This is a genomic window from Halomonas llamarensis (assembly GCF_023555005.1).
In the GTDB taxonomy this organism is placed as follows: domain Bacteria; phylum Pseudomonadota; class Gammaproteobacteria; order Pseudomonadales; family Halomonadaceae; genus Vreelandella; species Vreelandella llamarensis.
Genome location: NZ_JAMJPJ010000003.1, coordinates 125,539 through 144,868, shown reverse-complemented (window position 1 = coordinate 144,868; position 19,330 = coordinate 125,539). Strand labels below are relative to the sequence as shown.

Here is a 19,330-nt window from a genome sequence, read left to right as displayed (position 1 = left end):
CGTTGCAGTTTGCCAATCACCAGCGCAAAGCATCATATTGGTCGGTATCGCGTTCTTTCACCCAGTAATCGCCTTGTTGGGCGTGCTCTTTTTTCCAAAACGGCGCCTGGGTTTTTAGGTAATCCATAATAAAGTCGCAGGCTTCAAAAGCATCACGGCGATGCGCACTTGCCACGGATACCCGCACAATAGGGTCTCCCGGCGCCATATAGCCAATACGGTGAATGATACGAACGCCCTGAAGTGACCAACGCTGCCACGCTTGTTCACCGATGTCTTCTAACGTGCGCTCGGTCATGCCTGGGTAGTGCTCAAGCGTCAAGCCGGTTACCTCGGGCGACTCATTAAAGTCCCGCACCAGTCCCGTAAAACTTACCACGGCGCCCACATCGGTACGCTCGGCGAGCAAATCATCATAGCCATACGCCATATCAAATGGGGCTAGCTGTACGTTTACGCCAATATTCATCTTACCCCCCGGTGACAGGTGGAAAGAACGCCACTTCGTCATCGTCGGTTACCGGTGCATTGTCATTGGCCATCACCTGATTAACGGCACACAACGTACGGCGATCACTCAATGCGGAAAAGACCTCGCTGCGCCTGGCAAGCGCCGCTTTAAGCCCGCCAACGTCGCGCGACTCCATCTCATCTAAGCTAATGGTAGCTTCGTTCTCTCCCAAACGTTCACGTAACTCGGCAAGAAACTTCACTCGCACGCAAGGTGAGACACAACGCTCACCTATGCGCACTTCGCCAGCCGCGCCAGCACCGGTCACAATGGGCGATGTCGTTTCGTAACCGTTGCCATCGCGCTGGTAGTCACCACTCTTACCACCCTGCTTGCTCTCAAGCTGCACGGCATCGATGCGCATCGATTTATCCACCGCCTTGCACATATCGTAAAGCGTTAAGCACGCGACCGAAACCGCCGTCAGCGCCTCCATCTCAACGCCAGTTTGCCCGCTTAGCCGACACATCGCTTCAACGTGAACACACCCATTTTGCTCGTCAATGTCAAAATCGAGCGCCACTTTTGACAGCGAAAGCGAATGGCATAGCGGAATCAGCTCATGGGTTCGCTTCGCCGCCTGAATCCCGGCAATGCGTGCTGTCGCAATCACATCGCCCTTAGGCAACGCGCCGTCCACCAATAGCTTTAGCGTTTGCGGCTGCATCACAATGCGCCCTGTTGCCACGGCCTCACGGCGCGTTGCTTGTTTATCGCCCACATCCACCATATTGGCTTCACCACGGACATTAAGATGCGTCAGCTGCATGTAAAATCACCTTGAATCGCTTTAGCGGATAGGGTACCAGGCCACGCGAGCGCTCGGCACCACCACATTCTATTACGCATTCACCTCACACGGCGTCAGTGCCCACTGTCTTACCCAGTCAGCTACCGCGTGAATATCATCAATGTCTAGTCGAGCAACATCCGACCTTAACGTGCGCTTATCTTCCGCTTTAAGCGCCGCCGCGCGCACCCACGCATTATCCAAAATAGCAGGGTCACCAACCTCCTCACGATAGAGCACCAACTTCGCCAACGGCCAGGCTTTAAAGCCCTCAACGATCACCAAATCGGGCGCATGCGGCAACATCAAACTGAGGAGGTGATTGAGATCGGGCTCCTGCTGCTCCGGGGTTTCCTGCATCAAAGCAAAGCGCTGATGCGAGGCCACCAGCATAGGCGATGCCCCTGCTTGGCGAAGCTCATAGCTGTCTTTCCCCGGCTTATCGACGTCAAAGCTGTGATGCGCGTGTTTAACTACGCCCACGTGAAGGCCGAAATTGCGCAGTATCGGCATCAGCTGTGTGAGCAACGTAGTTTTACCGGTACCGCTCCAGGCAGCAATACTTAACACGGGAAAAGGCATCGACGTTACAGGCGCAGTATGAGCAGAAAATGAAGGCGTTGACGGCATTGCGGCATGCTCCTTTTAGTTCTTAAACGGCTTACGCATCCTCACTGGCACCCGGCAACACCCAATTCAGTACAATGCCTACCAGTGCTGCAAGACTTACGCCCTGAAGCGTAAATTGACCACTGCCGAACTGCATACCGCCGATACCAAAAACAAGTATTAGCGATACGACCACGAGATTACGCGGCGCTGTCAGTGAATGCCCCGCGCGCACCAGCGTATTCATCCCGACAACGGCAATCGAACCGAAGAGCAACGTCATGATACCGCCCATCACCGGGCCAGGTATGGTCTGTAAAAGCGCTCCTAGTTTAGCAATGAAAGCCAGAAGGATGGCTATCACCGCCGCTACGACCATGTACATGGGGTTAAAAGCGCGTGTTAGCGTTACCGCACCGGTCACTTCTGAATAAGTCGTGTTGGGCGGGCCACCAAAAAGAGCCGCCAAAGTCGTCGCCAACCCATCGCCTAAAAGCGTGCGATGTAGCCCTGGTTTTTCGAGATAGTTATTACGCGTGACCGAACCAATCGCGACCATATCACCAATGTGCTCAACCGCTGGCGCAATAGCGACAGGAATCATGAACAAAATAGCGGCCCAATGAAACTCGGGGGCGGTAAAACCGGGCAAAGCGATCCAACTCGCTTCAACCACCGGAGAAAAATCGACCACGCCCATTATAAGCGCCAGCACATAACCGGTCACAATACCGCCCATAATGGGGACCAAACGAAGCAGCCCGCGCCCAAAAACGGCAAGCACCAACGTCACCAAAAGGCTTGCCATTGATAGCACAATCGCCTTGGCGTAGCCGATGTTATCACTCGTTTCACCGGTGGCCATATCCACCGCCACTGGTGCTAGCGCCAAGCCAATCACCATAATCACCGGGCCCACCACCACGGCCGGCAGCAACCGGTGTAACCATACCGTGCCTTTGAGTCGCACTGCTTGAGATATCACCACGTAAACCAAGCCCGCTGCCATCAAACCACCCAGGGTGGCGGGAATACCAAAATTTGCAATGGAGCCTTGTATGGGCGCAATAAACGCAAACGAAGAGGCCAAAAATACGGGCACGCTTTGCTTGGTAACCGCATGAAAGACCAACGTACCTGCACCGGCGGTAAACAGTGCTACGCTTGGATCAAGCCCGGTGAGTAACGGCACCAGCACCAACGCACCGAAGGCAACAAAGAGCATCTGGGTACCCGTCAGTAACATTTTGAGCCATGAATCAGCTTGCGCAGTCGTATCTGTCACTCGGGGCCTCCTTAATCTCCAGCAAAATAAGATATCCAGCAAAATAAGTTTCACGCTGCCCTATATGTTTCGTGTTTATCAGCAGGGCAAAAAAATGCCCCCACCGCACGGAGCGAAAGGGGCAGTCAAGCTAGTTGCACTTACCGCGTACCAAAAATTTTATCGCCAGCGTCGCCAAGACCAGGCACGATATAGCCATTCTCGTCTAGCCGCTCGTCGATGGACGCTGTATAAATCTCAATATCCGGGTAGGCTTCTTGCACACGCTCGATTCCTTCGGGTGCTGCCACCAGCACGATGACTTTCATGTTTTTGCAGCCGTGATCACGCAACATATCAAGGGTTGCCACCATGGAACCGCCCGTGGCGAGCATCGGGTCGATGACAATGGCCATCCGCTCTTCGATATCATTGGCGAACTTGGCAAAATAAGGCACCGGCTGCAGCGTTTCTTCATCACGGTACAAGCCGACTACACTTACACGTGCACTAGGAATTAAATCCGTTACGCCTTCCAGCATGCCCAAGCCTGCGCGCAATATCGGCACGACCGTGACTTTCTTACCTTTAAGGCGGCGAGTGGCAATCGGCTCTCCGTTCCAGCCTTTAATCTCATGATCTTCAAGCTCTAGCCCTTGAGTCGCTTCATACGTAAGAAGCTTTGCCACTTCACCGGCCAACTCACGAAAGCTTTTGGTGCTGAGATCCGCCTCACGCATCAGCCCCAGCTTATGCTGCACAAGCGGATGATTAATGGCATGAACACTCATGGGACTTCCTCACTGCAGGCATTTGATTCAACGACGTTTGTCGTCTCGACAGGTATACAAAATTGCAGATCATTCTACGCGCAACCTGCCTTGAGGTTAAGGGATTTCCAACAATTGCCAATCAATCGGCATTCGGCCTTGAGATTGAAGAAAGTCATTCGCTTGGGAAAAATGGCGCGAGCCAAAAAAACCGCGATGAGCGGAAAGCGGCGAAGGATGCGGCGCTTCAAGTACCAAATGACGCTCGCGATCAATCAATTGTTTCTTCTGCCGCGCGTGACCGCCCCACAGCAAAAAAACACAAGGAGGCGCTTTTTCACTAACCGTCTCAATCACACGGTCGGTAAATAGCTCCCAACCTTTGCCACGATGCGATGCCGCGTTACCTTGCTCAACCGTTAACGCCGTGTTGAGGAGCAGTACGCCTTGCTTGGCCCAAGATTCCAAATAACCGTGTCTAACCGGCGTAAACCCGACATCAGAGGCAAGCTCTTTGTAGATGTTGGCAAGCGAAGGGGGGACAGGCACGCCCGGTTGCACAGAAAAACAAAGCCCATGGGCCTGGTTCGGGCCGTGGTAAGGGTCTTGACCCAAAATAACGACCTTGACCTCATCAAGCGGCGTTAGCTCGAACGCGCGAAACCAGTTCGATGAGTGGGGGTATATCACCTTTTTTGCCGCTTTTTCGTCCGCGAGAAATTGCTTGAGCGAGTGCATATACTCAGCATGAAACTCACTTTCTAAGGCCTGCCCCCACTCGCCCGATAACGGATTCGCCATCGCCTCACCTCTTTATGGTCTCAAACGTCATGCTTTCAAACGTTACTTTTTAATTTGATCGACGAGCGGCTCTACATAGGCCACACCCATATCCCAGGGGAATTGGATCCAGCACTGCTGGGCCACTTCCGTGAGGTATTGGTCAACCAGCGGGCGCCCTTCTGGCTTAGCATAAATCGTGACGAAGTGCGCTTTGGGCAGCATTTCTCTAACAGCCTTGGCCGTTTTGCCAGTATCCACCAAATCATCAACGAGAAGCCAGCCATCGCCGTCATGGTCAACGCCTTTCAGAACATCCAAGCCACCCTGGTCCATGTGATCATAGCTTTTGATGCAGACAGTATCGATCAGTCGCACGTTAAGCTCGCGAGCAATCAGCGCCGCTGGAATCAATCCACCGCGTGTAATCGCCACAATGCCTTTAAAATCACGCTCAATTAACTGATGACACAGCTGACGCACATCGCGATGTAGCTGATCCCAGGAGACCGTAAAATGCTGATGATAACGATGAGTACTCATAAAGGCGTTACTCGTCTTCGGTGAAGGAACAAACCGCGAACACACCAAAGCCTGCATCGCGAATTTTCTGCGATCCACCCAGCTCAGGCAAATCAATAATGGTGGCAGTTTCCACCACGTGGCCACCGCTGCGCTGAATCAGATTAGCCGCGGCCAGCATAGTGCCACCGGTGGCGATCAAGTCATCCATCAGCAAAATGCGGTCATTTTTCTGAAAAGCATCAGAGTGTAGCTCAACTTCAGAATGGCCATACTCCAGCGTGTACGTTTCACTGATCGTTTTAAACGGCAGCTTACCCTTCTTGCGCACAGGCACAAAGCTGCAGCCAAGCTCGTAAGCCAATGGAGCGCCGATGATAAAGCCTCGCGCGTCGATCGACGCAATGGCATCTAAATTCATCTCTTGATAACGGTGCACAAAGCTATCAATTAGCTTGCGAAAGGCGGCACTGTTTTGCAGCAACGGGGTAATATCGCGGAAATTTACACCCGGTTCAGGCCAATCCGGCACCGTGCGGATAACGGACTTAATATAGTCGCCATAGATGCTCATCGCGTCTCTCGTTTCGTCGGTAAGTGTCGAGGTTTAGTCTAAAAAGAAGAATTTAGCCACGAACAGCAGCGCCAATAACACCACTGCAATATTTAAATCTTTAAAGCGCCCTGATAACGTCTTAATCGCCACGTAGCTAATAAAGCCCAGCGCGATACCTTCTGCGATAGAGAACGTCAACGGCATGGCCAATGCGGCAATTAAGACGGGCGCGGCTTCCGTTGCGTCCTCCCAGTCAGCGTGGGCGAGGCTACCTGCCATCAATACCGCCACGTATAGCAGCGCTCCGGCGGTCGCATAAGCGGGAATAGAGCCAGCCAACGGGGCAAAAAAGAGGCTAAGCAAAAACAGAACCCCCACGACCACGGCAGTCAATCCCGTGCGCCCGCCAGCCGCAATACCGGCGGTGGATTCTATATAACTCGTGGTGGTCGAGGTACCCAGGGCCGCGCCTGCCATTGATGCCGTACTATCTGCCATCATCGCGCGTCCAACCCGGGGTAATTTACCATCTTTATCCAGCAGTTTGCCCCGCTGCGCGACACCGACCAGCGTGCCAGAGGTATCAAAGAGATCGACAAACAGGAACGCAAAAATAACGCTCAGCATGGCGACATCAAGCGCGGCCATGACATCCATCTGCATCAGCGTGGGGGCAATAGACGGTGGCATTGACATCAGGCCACCGTACTCATTGTGCCCGAACACCATCGCGACCACCGTAACGCCCAAAATACCAATCATCACCGCGCCGGTCACATTCAAATACGAGAGAGCCGTGATAACGAAAAAGCCAACCAGCGCATAAATTGCCGACGGCTCAGAAAGATCCCCAAGGGCTACATAGGTCGCTGGATTTGACACCACAATACCGGCATTTTTAAGCGCCACCATGGCCAAGAAAAGACCAATACCCGCAGCAATACCCAAGCGCAGCGAGAACGGAATCGAATTGATAATCCACTCGCGCACCTTAAAAATACTCAGCAAAAAGAAGCAAAAGCCCGACAAGAAGACCGCCCCTAGGGCGGCTTCCCAAGTATGCCCCATACCCAAAACAACGCCATAGGTAAAGAAGGCGTTTAGCCCCATACCCGGCGCTTGACCGATAGGGTAATTGGCCCAAACCCCCATCACTAAACAGCCGATAGCAGCGGCCACACACGTCGCCACAAAAACCGCGCCATAATCCATTCCCGCCTCAGAGAGAATGCTGGGGTTAACGAAAATGATATAGGCCATCGTCAGGAACGTTGTAATCCCCGCGATCACCTCAGTTTTCACGTTCGTTTTGTGCTCAGAGAGCTTGAAGTGCTTCTCAAGAAATTTCATAGAGTTTTTCTATCCTTCACGCCAACGCGTAGAGTCCCTGAGTGTAAGAAAAGCCGCACATGTTATCGGAAGGCACTTGTTATCGAAAGACAATTTGTGACACGAGCACCAAAATGCAGCCGAGCGACATGGGCATCTGCCCACCTGTAGTGACTAGCAAACTTTAGGCCAAAAGCTAACCAACTGGTCAATAAATCCAAAACATCACCTACGCACGGTTCGCTAAGACGCGTTCCACCGTTTCGACAATCACTTGGGTTTGCGGATCAATCTCGATATTGACCTCATCTCCAAGCATCCGCTCGCTTAATACCGTACGCGACAGCGTCTCGGGTATGAGATTCACGCTGAACACTACGCCGCCATGCTCATCCACGCGACGCACATCAGCCACCGTCAGGCTAATACCGTCTACTCCGATATAACCTTTCTCAAATACAAACCGGCTGACATCTTTAGACAGCGCAAACCACAGGCGACGATTGTTCGGCGCTTCTTCAATCTCAACCAGCCTTGCTTTGCAGATCACGTGACCCGACATGGCATGCCCGCCAATTTCATCACCGAAACGCGCGGCACGCTCGATATTGACGCATTGACCAGGGGTAATTGCACCAAGATTGGTCAATCGCAACGTTTCACGCATTAAGTCAAAGCTCACATTGTCGCCATCAATCGCCGTTGCGGTCAGGCAAACGCCGTTGTGGGCAACGGACGCCCCAATTTCAAGCCCTTGTCGCATATGGGAAGGCATCTCCACCACGTGCGTACGAAAGGCGTCGAGTTCGCGCACCGCAACAACAACGGCAGTACCCTGGACAATCCCAGTAAACATCGCTTTCCCCCTGGACACGGTTTTTTAATCAACACGGCTTATTACAAAATGCTCGGCTGCAAATTGGTGACATTGTGCCACTTTTAGACTGAACTCACTCCCCCTTCAGCACTTATTCAGCACTTACAAAGTAAAATCTCCTACACAAGGCTTCATACATTGGCTTTAATCCTCAGACATACCCAACAAAAGATCCAAAAATAGCAAATAAATCTAAAATAGACCTTAATCATAAAAAATACCGCTAAGTCTATTTGACAGTACTCAGCCAGGTCTTTAGACTTTCGCCGCAAATGTAAAGGCGCCGATTTGTACCCAGATTGCGGGCGTCACCCTAGCGACTTGCCGGGTTAAATGCAGCTAAAAGGGTGTGTCCAGCGTTGATGGCCACCCGTCTAGGGTGGCCTTTTTTTGTTTCCCGCCCTACGCTTGCCCCTCGCACTCTATTGTCGGCCTAACTTTACGTCTTTGGCCTCACATAAGGCAGACGCAACCCATGATCGAACTTAAAAACGTCAGTAAAACTTACTATAGTAAAGCCAATGGCAGCGATGCAGGTGCTGTGCACGCATTAAAAAACGCGGACTTATACATTCCTAAAGGGACTATTCACGGCGTCATTGGCTTGTCGGGCGCCGGTAAGTCAACGCTGATACGCTGCGTCAACCTCTTGGAACGCCCGACAGAAGGTAGCGTCACGGTCAATGGTCAAGAAATAACACGCCTGAATGCCCAAGAGCTAAATCGCGCTCGCCACCGCATTGGTATGATTTTTCAGCACTTTAACCTACTCACAACGCGCAATGTCTTTGACAACATCGCCCTGCCGTTAGAATTAATGGGCCGCTCTAAAAGAGCGATTCGCGAGCGCGTTCTCCCACTTTTAGAACTCGTCGGACTCAGCGACAAAACCCATCAATTTCCCGCTCAACTCTCCGGCGGACAAAAACAGCGCGTCGCGATTGCCCGGGCGCTCGCCAGCGAACCCGCCGTATTACTCTGCGATGAAGCAACATCAGCGCTCGACCCACAAACGACCGGCTCCATTCTTGAACTACTACGCGATATCAACCAGACGCTCGGCATTACCATTTTGTTGATCACACATGAAATGGAAGTGGTTAAATCTATCTGTCATCGCGTCAGCCTGATCTCTGACGGTGAGCTGGTAGAGGACGCGGTCGTCGGCGATTTCTTCACCGCGCCTCGGACACAACTCGGGCGTGAATTCTTGAATGACTTTCTTCAGCTAGCGCCCCCTAAAGAGCTGGTGGATCGCCTACAAGAAGCCGCTAACGATTCCACTCACCCGATTGTGCGGCTCACGTTTTCCGGCGATGCCGTCTCCACCCCGCTGATTTCACAGCTCGCACGGGAGTGCGGCGTCGATGTCAGTATTCTTCAAGCCAAAGTGGAATCCATCCAGGAACGCACCTTAGGCCTAATGATTGCCGAACTGCTCGGAACACCAGAGCAAACGCAGCAAGCCATGAACTATCTTAAATCCCACCAGCTACAAGTAGAGGTATTGGGTCATGTCCAGCGCGATGATTGATCTTATTCTGCAGGCAACGCTGGATACCATCTATATGGTAGGCGTATCCGGCCTTATTTCGACATTGCTCGGTGTGCCACTAGGCGTAATGCTTTACGTGACACGTCCGCGGCAAATTCTGACCATGCCGATACTCAACCAAGCGCTCGGGATTGTGACTAACATTGGCCGCTCCATCCCGTTTATCATTCTGATGGTGGCAATCATTCCCTTTACACGCATGCTAGTGGGCACCTCCATCGGGATTAACGCCGCGGTGGTACCGCTGACGATTGCCGCCATTCCTTTTGTCGCCCGCTTAGTAGAAGGCGCACTTAACGAGCTATCTCCAGGATTGATCGAATCCGCACAAGCCATGGGCGCCACACCTTGGCAAATCATACGCAAGGTATTACTCCCTGAAGCACGTGGCGGCATTATTACGGGCTTGACTATCACATTGGTAACGCTTGTCAGCTACTCAGCCATGGCTGGCGCGGTAGGTGGTGGCGGCCTCGGAGACCTGGGCATTCGTTACGGCTATAACCGCTTTAACCCGACTATCATGCTCATTACCGTGATCATTTTGGTGGTCATGGTGCAAGGCTTCCAAAGCCTAGGCGACTATTTAGTGCGCAAAAGCGATCGTAAGTAACCATCGCAGTTATAATTAAAAAGCATTAGACATCGAATTTTTATCACTTCAAAATAATAGCGGTGGAATAACTTGCAAACAGGAAACCTACATGAAAAAGCTTTTAATTAGCGGTTTATCCGCTCTCGCCCTAGTCGGCAACGCCGCGAATGCAGACTCCCACAGCATTAAAGTGGGCACCGTGGCTGGCCCGGAAACCGACGTCATGCAGGTCGCGGTCGATATCGCCGAACGCGAGCATGGCCTAAACGTTGAAATCATTGAGTTCACTGATTACGTCACGCCCAATGCTGCCTTGGCAGATGGCAGCTTAGATGCCAACGCTTACCAGCACGAACCATACATGCAAGCCATGATAAACGATCGAGGTTACGACTTTGCCGTTGCTGGCTACACTTTCGTGTATCCGATTGGTGCCTATTCAGAGAAGCTTGAGCACATAGATGCGTTACCGGAAGGAGCCCAAATTGCGCTGCCCAACGATCCGTCTAACGAAGGGCGTGCATTAATTTTGATGCACAACCACGGTCTAATTACGCTCAACGACCCTGAAAACCTGGAAGCGACCCCCATCGATATTGCGGAAAACCCACATAATTTTCGTTTTCGCGAGATCGATGCCGCTCAGCTGCCCCGCGTACTGCCGGATGTCGACATGGCATTCATCAACAACACGTTTGCCCAGCCGGCCGGTCTTAGCCTTGATGACGCCTTGATCAAAGAAGGCCCAGAGTCGCCCTACGTCAACTTGATTGTGGTTCGCGGAGGTGACGAGGACCGCGAAGCTATTCGTCAGCTGGTCGACGCCTACCAGAGCGAAGCCGTTATCGAAAAAGCCGAAGAGCTGTTCGATGGCGCGGCCGTTCCTGGTTGGACCGAGTAAGCGCAAAACGCTTCGCCTTCAAGAACATCCATCAGGTCGGCATTACGCCGGCCTGATGCGTTATTAGGACTCAATATGACGCAACCACCTATCGATTATGCTTTACTTGGTAAGCAACTCCACGCCCTACTAGACACCCGGGACTGGCTTACTAATAGCGCGCAACTCAGTGCGTTTGTTTTTGAGCAAATCCCCGAACTCAACTGGGTGGGATTTTATCTACAGCGCGAGCCTGAAATGCTCTGCCTCGGCCCATTTCAAGGCAAGACAGCGTGTCACCCCATTCCATTCAACAAGGGAGTTTGTGGCGCTGCAGCACGCTCCGGGCAAACCCAACGAGTGGATGACGTTCACGACGTAGCCGATCATATCGCTTGCGACACTAACTCGCGCTCCGAACTTGTGATCCCCATTATGTCAGACGGCACGCTTTGGGGCGTATTCGATCTCGACAGCCCCCAGCCAACGCGTTTCAGCACGGCTGACCAAGTAGGCCTTGAATCCCTCGTGGCCATCTTTACCCAGCGCACAGAGCTGCCCCGCTTTTGCTGAGCATTTTGACAGCGCGGCATACAGCCAAGCCAAGAACAAAAAACCAATACACAAAAACGCCCATACGCTAAGCGTATGGGCGTTGTCTTGGTAGGACCAGGCGGATTTGAACCGCCGACCTCCACGATGTCAACGTGGCGCTCTAACCAACTGAGCTATGGTCCTAGAAATCGGTAGAAAACTGACTATGGCTGTGGAAAATTCAATGTCTGGTAGGACCAGGCGGATTTGAACCGCCGACCTCCACGATGTCAACGTGGCGCTCTAACCAACTGAGCTATGGTCCTGCTGCTCCACAACGGATGAGAATTTTACGGATTTACGACTGAAATGCAAGCATTTTTCGCTTAACGCCGTCATAAGAACATCCGCGTGTAGCAAGTTTACTCTGGCACACCACCCTCGGTGAGTTTTTTCGGGTCCAGTAAGCGCTCAAGCGTTGATCGATCAAGCTCCGTTTCTTCCTCGGCAACGTCGATGATCGGACGTCCGGATTGGTATGCTTTTTTGGCGATTGCGGCCGCCGCGTTGTACCCAATGACGCCGTTAAGGGCGGTAACCAAAATAGGGTTGCGTGCCAACGGCTCGCTTAGCTGGTCTTCCCGCACGCTAAATGTCGCAATCGCCCGATCTGCCAGCAACCGCGCCGTATTACTCATCAACGTGACAGACGTTAGCAAATTTGAGGCTACTAGCGGCAACATCACGTTCAGCTGAAAATTTCCGCTCTGCCCGGCAACCGTAATGGCCGTATCCAAGCCAATCACTTGCGCCGCCGCTTGCGCCGCTGACTCAGGAATGACCGGGTTCACTTTACCCGGCATAATTGAGCTACCAGGTTGCAGCGCCTCAAGCTCAATCTCGCCAAGCCCAGCAAGAGGGCCCGAATTCATCCAACGTAGGTCGTTGGCGATCTTCATCACCACACAGGCCAAGCCTTTCAGCTGCCCGGAGAGTTCGACCGCCGCATCCTGCGACGAGAGACTGGCGAAAAAACTATCGTTAGGTACAAAGCTAAGGCCGGTTTGATCACTCAAGTGCTCAGCCATTCTAGCGCCAAACTCGACAGGTGTATTAATGCCGGTTCCAACCGCCGTTCCGCCTTGCGCCAAGCGTTGAAGACGTGTCATGGCGCTCTCAATACGTTCAATCGCTTGATCCAGCTGACTCACCCAGGCGCCTAGCTCCTGTGCCATGGTTAACGGCATGGCATCCATTAAGTGCGTACGCCCCGTTTTCACCACGCCTTCTAACTCGTTAGCACGTTGAGCAATCGCCTCACGCAAGTGCATTAGCGCCGGCAGTAGCATGCTATCTACGTCAATTGCCGCAGAAACGTGAATCGCTGTCGGGATAACATCGTTACTCGATTGCCCCATATTGACGTGATCGTTTGGCAGCACCTCGACCTTTACCCGGCTAGCGAGATTGGCTAAGACCTCGTTGACGTTCATGTTGCTTGATGTGCCAGAGCCTGTCTGGAAAACATCCACCGGAAAATGCACATCATGCTTGCCATTAATGACTTCTTGCGCTGCGTCTTTAATGGCAGTGGCACGTGCCTCATCGAGCAAGCCCAATGCTTGATTAGTATGGGCCGCGGCGAGCTTGATGCGCGCAATTGCATGGATAAACGCAGGTGGCATTGACTGGTGCGATACTGGAAAATTATTCACCGCGCGCTGGGTCTGGGCGCCATAAAGCGCATCAGTGGGCACGTTTAACGCTCCCATGCTATCGCGTTCAATGCGTGTCGACATGGTGTTCTCCTTTTCATCAATGAAACAAACAAGCGTTACTCTTCAGCCTAACGCGCTTATCCGAGTAAGCAAATGCGCGATAAGCGGCCCCGCCCCCCCCCGCCTCTTATCCAGTTATTTAACATCGCACCCTCAATAATGTTGCACTGCACAAAATTAACCCCTACACTGCAACGCAACATGACGGAGATTGCATCGATATTCACACCAACGGTCTTCGCATTAACATCATAACGATCACCCTAGGAGGGTTTATCATGCGTACTATCAACACTAACGAAATGACTCAGCAGTTCGATAACATGTTCATGGCACCGGCTCGCGCTTTTGCTGCACTAAATGTCGATTTCGCTGAGAAAATATTTAACGCTCAGCTTGACGCAGGCAAAGCCTACGTTGACACCAGCATGGCTCAGGCGCGCAGCTTCATGGACGTTAAAGACGTTGAAGGTCTGCGTTCTTACATGGAAGGCCAGCAAAAAGTCGCTAAAGACCTAGCTGAGCGCGTTAAAGGCGATGCGGATAAAGTTGTTGGTTTGCAGCAGGATTTCATCCAGAAGAGCCAGAAGCTGACCGAAGATAACGTCAAGCAAGCGCAAGAAGCAGCGACCAAAATGAGCAAAACGGCTTAATCTCAACGCACCGCGCTTTGATAAAACCGCCAACGGCTTACCGTTGGCGGTTTTTTATGTTGCCCTACCAGCCTAGCGCTTGCTTCACAAACGGGATGGTCAGTTTACGCTTTGCCGACAGCGAGGCTTGATCCAGCGTTTCCAATGCGCGGCATAGCTCGCTAAGCTCACGCGGCCCGCGGTGCAAAATATAGCGCCCTACATCGTTAGGTAGCTGCATCCCCCGGCTTTTTGCCCGCAGCTTTAGTGCGCCTAGGCACTCGTCATCATCCAAAGAATGAATATGAAACGTCACGCCCCACGTCAGCCTTGAGGCAAGATCCGGCAGCACCACGGGTAACTGACGCGGTGGTGCATTGGCAGCAATCACTAAGCATTTTCCCGCATCGCGTAAGCGGTTAAACGCGTGGAAAAGCCCCTCTTCCCAACGTTTACGCCCTACAACGCACTCAAGATCGTCGATCATGACAACGTCTAAGCGTTCAATCTCTTCTAACATGAGCGGCGGAAAGTGGCCTAAATCAGCCAAGGGTAAATAGAGCGCACGCTTATCGTGATCCGATGCGGCGTGACACGCCGCTTGAAGCAAGTGGCTTTTACCGCTACCAAAACTACCCCATAGGTACAAATACGGCTCACCTTGGGACGCTATTTGGCTCACCAATGCTTGCACCAGCGCTGCGTTAGTCGCACTGGTGTAATAGTTCTCAAAAGTGGCATCATCGCGCAACCCGACGCCTAAGGGTAACTGTGCTGGCACTCGGCTCATGGTGTCCCCCTATCGTCATAAAGATCCTGATTGAGTTTGCGCTGCTCTGAGGCAGTACTTTCAGACACCGCCTCGGCATCATAAAGCGAGCTGCCTTTGTAGCGATCAAACGCTTCGCGTAAGAGCACCATGATCACCGCCGCAGCGGGCAATGCCAACAATACACCAATGAAGCCGAACAGCTCCCCCCCCGCCAACACGGAAAAAATTACCGCCACGGGATGCAGGCCAATTTTGTCACCTAGAAGTTTAGGCTGAAGTACAACACTCTCGATCACTTGGCCAATGGAAAACACCACAATGACACCCAAGATCGCCCAAACGGTGCCCATCTGAAAAAGCGCCACGACTAGCGCAATGCTCATCCCGACAATAAAGCCTAAGAACGGCACAATGCTGGCTATCCCGGAAATAAAACCGATCAAAAGGCCGAAGTTCAGTCCCATCAAACTCAGCCCCAGCGCGTATATAATGCCCAAACACAGCATTACCAGCAGCTGTCCGCGCAAAAAAGCCGAAAGCACTTCATCGCAGCGGGCGACCAACCGATACGTATCCTCGACCCACTGGCGGGGAATCAGATTGGCGATATTGTTAATTAAGCGGTCCCAATCAAGCAGTAAATAAAACGTTACGACGGGGACCAAGGCCACATACGTCACCCAAGAGACCAGCGCCATACTAGAGCGGCCTACCTGCTCTAGCGCCTGCGCTAAAAAGCCCCCAGCATCACGCCAGTTCTGGACCAAAATTTCGCGAAGATTCGCCACTTCCGTTTGCAGATCGTAGCCTGTCCACGCTTGCAGCTGAGGGGCAAGCGTGACTTCCACCCATTGCAAAATGGACGGGAGCACTTCGCCTAACTCTTTCACCTGCTGAATGATCAACGGCACCACAATCAGCAAACTCACGACCAAAATCAGCGAGAGCACCAAAAAAACACTCGTCACGGCCAGGGGGCGTTTCATCCCCCAGCATTCAAAGCGATTGGCCATCGGATCGGCCAAATAAGCCAGAATCATGCCGGTCACAAACGGCATAAGGACCGCATCGAGCAAATAGATAAATCCTGCGATAACCACTAACAGCAGGATTCCCCACCAAGAATGACGCATTCAGCGACTCCTCCATGAACCAAAAGGCTGACTAGCCTGTCGTGTTACGCTGCTTGGAGCGATGCGGCTAACGCCGCTGGGTGTTACAATTTGGCTTATACCGCATTGGCGCTGGCTATCCGCCAGCATTAGCATCGTTACTTTCATCGATATTTTTTGCACCACAGGATCTGCTATGACCGAGACCCCCTCTTCATCCACCAAACCCTCGCTAAGCTACAAGGATGCGGGCGTTGATATTGACGCGGGTAACGCCCTTGTTGACCGTATTAAGCACGTAGCCAAGCGTACCTCACGCCCAGAGGTGATGGGTGGCCTCGGTGGTTTTGGCGCTCTGTGCGAGCTTCCCAAAAACTATAAAGAGCCGGTGTTGGTATCGGGCACCGACGGCGTGGGCACAAAATTACGCCTTGCGATGGACCTTGGCAAACACGACACCATCGGCATCGACCTTGTCGCCATGTGCGTTAATGATCTGATTGTTGCCGGTGCCGAGCCACTGCTCTTTCTTGACTACTATGCCACGGGAAAGCTCAACGTGGATATCGCCGCCGACGTTGTCGAAGGCATCGGGGCCGGTTGCGAGCAAGCAGGCTGCGCGCTTGTGGGTGGTGAAACAGCCGAAATGCCGGGCATGTACGAAGGTGACGACTACGATCTCGCCGGCTTCTGCGTGGGTGTTGTCGAAAAAGCGAACATCTTAGACGGCAGTAACGTTAGCGATGGTGACGTACTCTTGGGCCTTGCCTCATCCGGCCCACACTCCAACGGCTATTCGCTGATTCGCAAAATCCTTGAAGTGAATGAAGCACCGCTCGACACCGCCATCGATGGCAAGCCGCTAAGCGAAGCGCTGATGGCGCCAACGCGCATCTATGTCAAGCCACTGCTATCCCTAATGCGCGAAACGGATACGCCCGTCCATGCATTGTCGCATATCACCGGCGGTGGGCTGTTGGAAAACCTTCCACGCGTGTTGCCCGAACACTTAGCCGCGCACATCGATATCGCCAGCTGGCAACGCCCTGAGGTCTTCAACTGGTTGAAAACTCAAGGCAATGTTGACGAAACTGAAATGCACCGAGTGCTCAACTGCGGCATCGGCATGGTGATCGTTGTCCCGCCGGCCCACGCCGACAAAGCTCGCGCGCACCTGCAAGCCCAAGGCGAAACGGTTTACACGCTTGGCAATATCGTGGCGCGTGAAGACGACGCCGTGACGTTGGAGAATCTTCCCGCATGAGCAGCACCGATTACACCAGCGATACGTTAAAAGAGATAGAACCCGAAGCCACGGACGCGCGCCGCGTTGTGGTGCTGATTTCCGGTAGCGGCAGTAACTTGCAAGCGCTGATCGAAGCACAATCCCATGACCGGTTGGGCGGCGAGATTGTGGCGGTTATCGCTAACGAGGCCGATGCTTATGGCCTAAAGCGCGCACGAGACGCTGGCATCGACGCAGTGGCTTTACCGCACCGAGAATACGATAGCCGCGAGGCTTACGACGGCGCTTTGATCAAAGTCATCGAGCGTCACGAGCCTGACCTCATTGTGCTCGCCGGCTTTATGCGCATCTTGACGCCGCGCTTTGTACAGCGATTTCTCGGGCGAATGCTCAATATTCACCCATCGCTGCTGCCCGCCTACCGGGGCCTAAATACCCATGCTCAAGCGCTTGCCGATGGCGTATCAGAACATGGCTGCAGCGTTCATTTTGTGACCGAAGAGCTCGATGGCGGCCCGGTGGTGATTCAGGCAGCCCTAAAAGTGAGCACCAATGACACCATCGAGACGCTAAAAGAGAAAGTCCACGCCCGCGAGCACTTGATTTTCCCTATTGCGATCGGCTGGTTTTTACACGGCCGTCTACAGTATAGCGGGACGGGAGCCACACTCGACGGCACCGCGCTGCCACCACAGGGCCTGCGCTTGAGCCATGAAGACGCCGCAGAGGAGCTTGACGAGCTCAACGATTATACCTAAGCCAAACACAACAACGGCGCTTGAGCGTTTCGTCGCTAAGCGCCGTTATGTGTTGTGTTGCTTTGCTTTTTAGGTTCGAGGGAGTGTCACGCCCCGTTGGCCCATGTACTTACCGCCCCGGTCTTTATAGGACATTTCGCAAATCTCATCGGATTCCAAAAAGAGCATTTGCGCCACGCCTTCGTTGGCGTAGATTTTGGCTGGCAAGTTAGTAGTATTGGAAAATTCCAACGTTACGTGCCCTTCCCACTCGGGCTCAAGCGGCGTTACGTTGACAATAATCCCACAGCGCGCGTAAGTCGATTTGCCCAAGCAAATGGTCAGCACGCTGCGAGGAATACGGAAATATTCTACCGTGCGCGCTAGCGCGAAAGAGTTAGGTGGAATAACGCAGACATCCCCTTTCACATCGACAAAACTCTTATCGTCAAACCCTTTCGGGTCGACCACCGCCGAGTGAATATTGGTGAACACCTTAAAATCATCGGCGCATCGCACATCGTAACCATAGCTTGATGTGCCGTATGAGATCACGCGCTGACCATCAACGTAGCGTACCTGCTGTGCTTCAAAAGGCTCAATCATGGCATCACTGGCGGCCATGCGACGAATCCATTTATCCGATTTAATGCTCATTGTGTTGCTATCACTCACTAAAAGAAATCGTCGGGCCTTGCTCGGCGGCGCCATCTACCTCAGAAGCGACACGCTTAGCGATCTCGCCAAATGTTTGGCTCACGGGGCTATCTGGCTCAGATATCACACTCGGATTGCCGGAATCCGCTAGTTCACGAATGGACAGACTCAGCGGTAAGCGCCCAAGCACCTGGGTTTCATATTCGTCTGCAATCCGCTCACCCCCACCGGTACCAAAAATGGGCGCTTCGTGGCCGCAATTTTCACAGTGATAGGTGCTCATGTTCTCGACGATACCAAGCACTGGCACGTTAACCTTGCGGAACATCTCGATACCCTTACGCGCATCCAGCAACGCAATATCCTGCGGTGTTGTGACGATAACAGCCCCAGACACCGGCACGCGCTGAGAGAGCGTCAGCTGAATATCACCCGTACCGGGGGGCATATCGATGAGCAGAAAGTCAAGATTATCCCACTGAGTTTGGTTTAAGAGCTGTTGAAAGGCACCAACGACCATGGGGCCGCGCCACACCATGGGCTCGCGGGTATTGACCAAAAACGCCATCGACATAGCTTGAATGCCGTGGGCTTCAAGCGGGAAAAATTTATCTTCCCCTGCGGCCTGAGGGCGCTCGCCTTCTTTCACGCCGAGCATTTGCGCCTGGCTGGGGCCATAAATATCGGCGTCCAACACGCCTACGCGGTAGCCCTGCGCCGACAGCGCCAGGGCTAAATTAACCGTTACCGTGGATTTACCCACGCCACCTTTGCCCGAGGCAACGGCGACAATATGCTTCACCCCTTCCATTCGTGGCACTCCT

22 protein-coding genes and 2 tRNA genes are annotated in these 19,330 nt (G+C 52.9%); 7 read left to right on the top strand and 17 right to left on the bottom strand.

The genetic code is table 11. The annotated features are described in order from the left end of the window. Positions 1 to 16 precede the first annotated feature (16 nt). From moaE to M8006_RS03720, 10 genes are all read right to left on the bottom strand, one after another. Positions 17 to 469, bottom strand: a complete 453-nt coding sequence (gene moaE, locus M8006_RS03765) for a molybdopterin synthase catalytic subunit MoaE (RefSeq protein ID WP_250080123.1) — start codon at positions 467 to 469, stop codon at positions 17 to 19. A gap of 1 nt (position 470) precedes the next feature. Further along, the gene (gene moaC / locus M8006_RS03760) at positions 471 to 1,280 is read right to left on the bottom strand and encodes a cyclic pyranopterin monophosphate synthase MoaC (RefSeq protein ID WP_250080122.1); all 810 of its coding nucleotides are present in this window, start codon (positions 1,278 to 1,280) and stop codon (positions 471 to 473) included. A gap of 72 nt (positions 1,281 to 1,352) precedes the next feature. Further along, positions 1,353 to 1,931, bottom strand: coding sequence for a molybdopterin-guanine dinucleotide biosynthesis protein B (mobB, locus tag M8006_RS03755; protein WP_250080121.1), 579 nt, complete (start codon positions 1,929 to 1,931; stop codon positions 1,353 to 1,355). 31 nt (positions 1,932 to 1,962) lie between these two features. Then, positions 1,963 to 3,156, bottom strand: coding sequence for a uracil-xanthine permease family protein (locus M8006_RS03750; protein ID WP_284046918.1), 1,194 nt, complete (start codon positions 3,154 to 3,156; stop codon positions 1,963 to 1,965). A gap of 179 nt (positions 3,157 to 3,335) precedes the next feature. Continuing rightward, the gene (upp, locus tag M8006_RS03745; RefSeq protein ID WP_250080119.1) at positions 3,336 to 3,965 is read right to left on the bottom strand and encodes a uracil phosphoribosyltransferase; all 630 of its coding nucleotides are present in this window, start codon (positions 3,963 to 3,965) and stop codon (positions 3,336 to 3,338) included. 96 nt (positions 3,966 to 4,061) lie between these two features. Then, positions 4,062 to 4,745: a uracil-DNA glycosylase gene (gene ung / locus M8006_RS03740; protein ID WP_250080118.1), complete on the bottom strand. Its 684-nt coding sequence runs from the start codon at positions 4,743 to 4,745 to the stop codon at positions 4,062 to 4,064. Between the two features lie 42 nt (positions 4,746 to 4,787). Then, positions 4,788 to 5,267, bottom strand: a complete 480-nt coding sequence (gpt, locus tag M8006_RS03735; RefSeq protein ID WP_250080117.1) for a xanthine phosphoribosyltransferase — start codon at positions 5,265 to 5,267, stop codon at positions 4,788 to 4,790. A 7-nt stretch (positions 5,268 to 5,274) separates the two neighbouring features. Then, positions 5,275 to 5,820, bottom strand: coding sequence for an adenine phosphoribosyltransferase (locus tag M8006_RS03730; RefSeq protein ID WP_250080116.1), 546 nt, complete (start codon positions 5,818 to 5,820; stop codon positions 5,275 to 5,277). Between the two features lie 33 nt (positions 5,821 to 5,853). Next, a complete protein-coding gene (locus M8006_RS03725; protein ID WP_250080115.1) occupies positions 5,854 to 7,152 on the bottom strand; it encodes an NCS2 family permease in 1,299 nt (432 codons plus the stop codon). A 208-nt stretch (positions 7,153 to 7,360) separates the two neighbouring features. Beyond that, complete coding sequence (locus M8006_RS03720; RefSeq protein ID WP_250080114.1) at positions 7,361 to 7,987, bottom strand: riboflavin synthase subunit alpha; 627 nt, start codon at positions 7,985 to 7,987, stop codon at positions 7,361 to 7,363. Positions 7,988 to 8,483: 496 nt separating this feature from the next. Between M8006_RS03720 and M8006_RS03715 the strand changes: the two genes are divergently transcribed. The 4 genes from M8006_RS03715 to M8006_RS03700 all read left to right on the top strand — a co-directional run bounded on the left by M8006_RS03715 (position 8,484) and on the right by M8006_RS03700 (position 11,611). Then, positions 8,484 to 9,542, top strand: coding sequence for a methionine ABC transporter ATP-binding protein (locus tag M8006_RS03715; RefSeq protein WP_250080113.1), 1,059 nt, complete (start codon positions 8,484 to 8,486; stop codon positions 9,540 to 9,542). Then, positions 9,523 to 10,176 carry a methionine ABC transporter permease gene (locus M8006_RS03710; RefSeq protein ID WP_250080112.1) on the top strand — a complete coding sequence of 218 codons (654 nt, stop codon included), beginning with the start codon at positions 9,523 to 9,525 and terminating at the stop codon, positions 10,174 to 10,176. The genes M8006_RS03715 and M8006_RS03710 overlap by 20 nt, the downstream gene beginning before the upstream one ends. A gap of 91 nt (positions 10,177 to 10,267) precedes the next feature. Continuing rightward, complete coding sequence (locus M8006_RS03705; protein ID WP_250080111.1) at positions 10,268 to 11,059, top strand: MetQ/NlpA family ABC transporter substrate-binding protein; 792 nt, start codon at positions 10,268 to 10,270, stop codon at positions 11,057 to 11,059. A gap of 75 nt (positions 11,060 to 11,134) precedes the next feature. Continuing rightward, complete coding sequence (locus M8006_RS03700; RefSeq protein ID WP_250080110.1) at positions 11,135 to 11,611, top strand: GAF domain-containing protein; 477 nt, start codon at positions 11,135 to 11,137, stop codon at positions 11,609 to 11,611. Positions 11,612 to 11,699: 88 nt separating this feature from the next. On the opposite strand, the gene M8006_RS03695 is transcribed toward M8006_RS03700, so the two are convergent. The 3 genes from M8006_RS03695 to M8006_RS03685 all read right to left on the bottom strand — a co-directional run bounded on the left by M8006_RS03695 (position 11,700) and on the right by M8006_RS03685 (position 13,371). After that, positions 11,700 to 11,776 (bottom strand) — tRNA-Val (locus tag M8006_RS03695). 45 nt (positions 11,777 to 11,821) lie between these two features. Then, positions 11,822 to 11,898 (bottom strand) — tRNA-Val (locus tag M8006_RS03690). A gap of 96 nt (positions 11,899 to 11,994) precedes the next feature. Beyond that, positions 11,995 to 13,371 (bottom strand): class II fumarate hydratase, encoded by a 1,377-nt coding sequence (locus tag M8006_RS03685; RefSeq protein WP_250080109.1) that lies wholly within the window; start codon positions 13,369 to 13,371, stop codon positions 11,995 to 11,997. Positions 13,372 to 13,628: 257 nt separating this feature from the next. Between M8006_RS03685 and M8006_RS03680 the strand changes: the two genes are divergently transcribed. Further along, positions 13,629 to 14,003, top strand: a complete 375-nt coding sequence (locus M8006_RS03680; protein ID WP_250080108.1) for a phasin family protein — start codon at positions 13,629 to 13,631, stop codon at positions 14,001 to 14,003. A 64-nt stretch (positions 14,004 to 14,067) separates the two neighbouring features. Here M8006_RS03680 and hda read toward each other — a convergent pair whose 3' ends face one another. Beyond that, positions 14,068 to 14,772: a DnaA regulatory inactivator Hda gene (gene hda / locus M8006_RS03675; protein WP_250080107.1), complete on the bottom strand. Its 705-nt coding sequence runs from the start codon at positions 14,770 to 14,772 to the stop codon at positions 14,068 to 14,070. Continuing rightward, positions 14,769 to 15,887: an AI-2E family transporter gene (locus M8006_RS03670; protein ID WP_250080106.1), complete on the bottom strand. Its 1,119-nt coding sequence runs from the start codon at positions 15,885 to 15,887 to the stop codon at positions 14,769 to 14,771. The genes hda and M8006_RS03670 overlap by 4 nt, the downstream gene beginning before the upstream one ends. A gap of 175 nt (positions 15,888 to 16,062) precedes the next feature. Here M8006_RS03670 and purM point away from each other — a divergent pair, with 175 nt between their 5' ends. Continuing rightward, on the top strand, positions 16,063 to 17,130 hold the full coding sequence (gene purM, locus M8006_RS03665; protein ID WP_250080105.1) for a phosphoribosylformylglycinamidine cyclo-ligase: 1,068 nt from the start codon (positions 16,063 to 16,065) through the stop codon (positions 17,128 to 17,130). Beyond that, a complete protein-coding gene (purN, locus tag M8006_RS03660) occupies positions 17,127 to 17,870 on the top strand; it encodes a phosphoribosylglycinamide formyltransferase (protein ID WP_250080104.1) in 744 nt (247 codons plus the stop codon). Before purM ends, purN begins: the two co-directional genes overlap by 4 nt. A gap of 69 nt (positions 17,871 to 17,939) precedes the next feature. Here purN and dcd read toward each other — a convergent pair whose 3' ends face one another. After that, positions 17,940 to 18,506, bottom strand: coding sequence for a dCTP deaminase (gene dcd / locus M8006_RS03655; RefSeq protein WP_250080103.1), 567 nt, complete (start codon positions 18,504 to 18,506; stop codon positions 17,940 to 17,942). 10 nt (positions 18,507 to 18,516) lie between these two features. Next, positions 18,517 to 19,317 carry an iron-sulfur cluster carrier protein ApbC gene (apbC, locus tag M8006_RS03650; protein ID WP_250080102.1) on the bottom strand — a complete coding sequence of 267 codons (801 nt, stop codon included), beginning with the start codon at positions 19,315 to 19,317 and terminating at the stop codon, positions 18,517 to 18,519. Between the last annotated feature and the right edge of the window lie 13 nt (positions 19,318 to 19,330).

What these genes read in the sequence shown, in the direction of transcription:
- moaE (WP_250080123.1), bottom strand. Translation starts at nt 469, where the DNA reads ATGAATATTGGCGTAAACGTACAGCTAGCCCCATTTGATATGGCGTAT.
- moaC (WP_250080122.1), bottom strand. Translation starts at nt 1,280, where the DNA reads ATGCAGCTGACGCATCTTAATGTCCGTGGTGAAGCCAATATGGTGGAT.
- mobB (WP_250080121.1), bottom strand. Translation starts at nt 1,931, where the DNA reads ATGCCGTCAACGCCTTCATTTTCTGCTCATACTGCGCCTGTAACGTCG.
- M8006_RS03750 (WP_284046918.1), bottom strand. Translation starts at nt 3,156, where the DNA reads ATGTTACTGACGGGTACCCAGATGCTCTTTGTTGCCTTCGGTGCGTTG.
- upp (WP_250080119.1), bottom strand. Translation starts at nt 3,965, where the DNA reads ATGAGTGTTCATGCCATTAATCATCCGCTTGTGCAGCATAAGCTGGGG.
- ung (WP_250080118.1), bottom strand. Translation starts at nt 4,745, where the DNA reads ATGGCGAATCCGTTATCGGGCGAGTGGGGGCAGGCCTTAGAAAGTGAG.
- gpt (WP_250080117.1), bottom strand. Translation starts at nt 5,267, where the DNA reads ATGAGTACTCATCGTTATCATCAGCATTTTACGGTCTCCTGGGATCAG.
- M8006_RS03730 (WP_250080116.1), bottom strand. Translation starts at nt 5,820, where the DNA reads ATGAGCATCTATGGCGACTATATTAAGTCCGTTATCCGCACGGTGCCG.
- M8006_RS03725 (WP_250080115.1), bottom strand. Translation starts at nt 7,152, where the DNA reads ATGAAATTTCTTGAGAAGCACTTCAAGCTCTCTGAGCACAAAACGAAC.
- M8006_RS03720 (WP_250080114.1), bottom strand. Translation starts at nt 7,987, where the DNA reads ATGTTTACTGGGATTGTCCAGGGTACTGCCGTTGTTGTTGCGGTGCGC.
- M8006_RS03715 (WP_250080113.1), top strand. Translation starts at nt 8,484, where the DNA reads ATGATCGAACTTAAAAACGTCAGTAAAACTTACTATAGTAAAGCCAAT.
- M8006_RS03710 (WP_250080112.1), top strand. Translation starts at nt 9,523, where the DNA reads ATGTCCAGCGCGATGATTGATCTTATTCTGCAGGCAACGCTGGATACC.
- M8006_RS03705 (WP_250080111.1), top strand. Translation starts at nt 10,268, where the DNA reads ATGAAAAAGCTTTTAATTAGCGGTTTATCCGCTCTCGCCCTAGTCGGC.
- M8006_RS03700 (WP_250080110.1), top strand. Translation starts at nt 11,135, where the DNA reads ATGACGCAACCACCTATCGATTATGCTTTACTTGGTAAGCAACTCCAC.
- M8006_RS03685 (WP_250080109.1), bottom strand. Translation starts at nt 13,371, where the DNA reads ATGTCGACACGCATTGAACGCGATAGCATGGGAGCGTTAAACGTGCCC.
- M8006_RS03680 (WP_250080108.1), top strand. Translation starts at nt 13,629, where the DNA reads ATGCGTACTATCAACACTAACGAAATGACTCAGCAGTTCGATAACATG.
- hda (WP_250080107.1), bottom strand. Translation starts at nt 14,772, where the DNA reads ATGAGCCGAGTGCCAGCACAGTTACCCTTAGGCGTCGGGTTGCGCGAT.
- M8006_RS03670 (WP_250080106.1), bottom strand. Translation starts at nt 15,887, where the DNA reads ATGCGTCATTCTTGGTGGGGAATCCTGCTGTTAGTGGTTATCGCAGGA.
- purM (WP_250080105.1), top strand. Translation starts at nt 16,063, where the DNA reads ATGACCGAGACCCCCTCTTCATCCACCAAACCCTCGCTAAGCTACAAG.
- purN (WP_250080104.1), top strand. Translation starts at nt 17,127, where the DNA reads ATGAGCAGCACCGATTACACCAGCGATACGTTAAAAGAGATAGAACCC.
- dcd (WP_250080103.1), bottom strand. Translation starts at nt 18,506, where the DNA reads ATGAGCATTAAATCGGATAAATGGATTCGTCGCATGGCCGCCAGTGAT.
- apbC (WP_250080102.1), bottom strand. Translation starts at nt 19,317, where the DNA reads ATGGAAGGGGTGAAGCATATTGTCGCCGTTGCCTCGGGCAAAGGTGGC.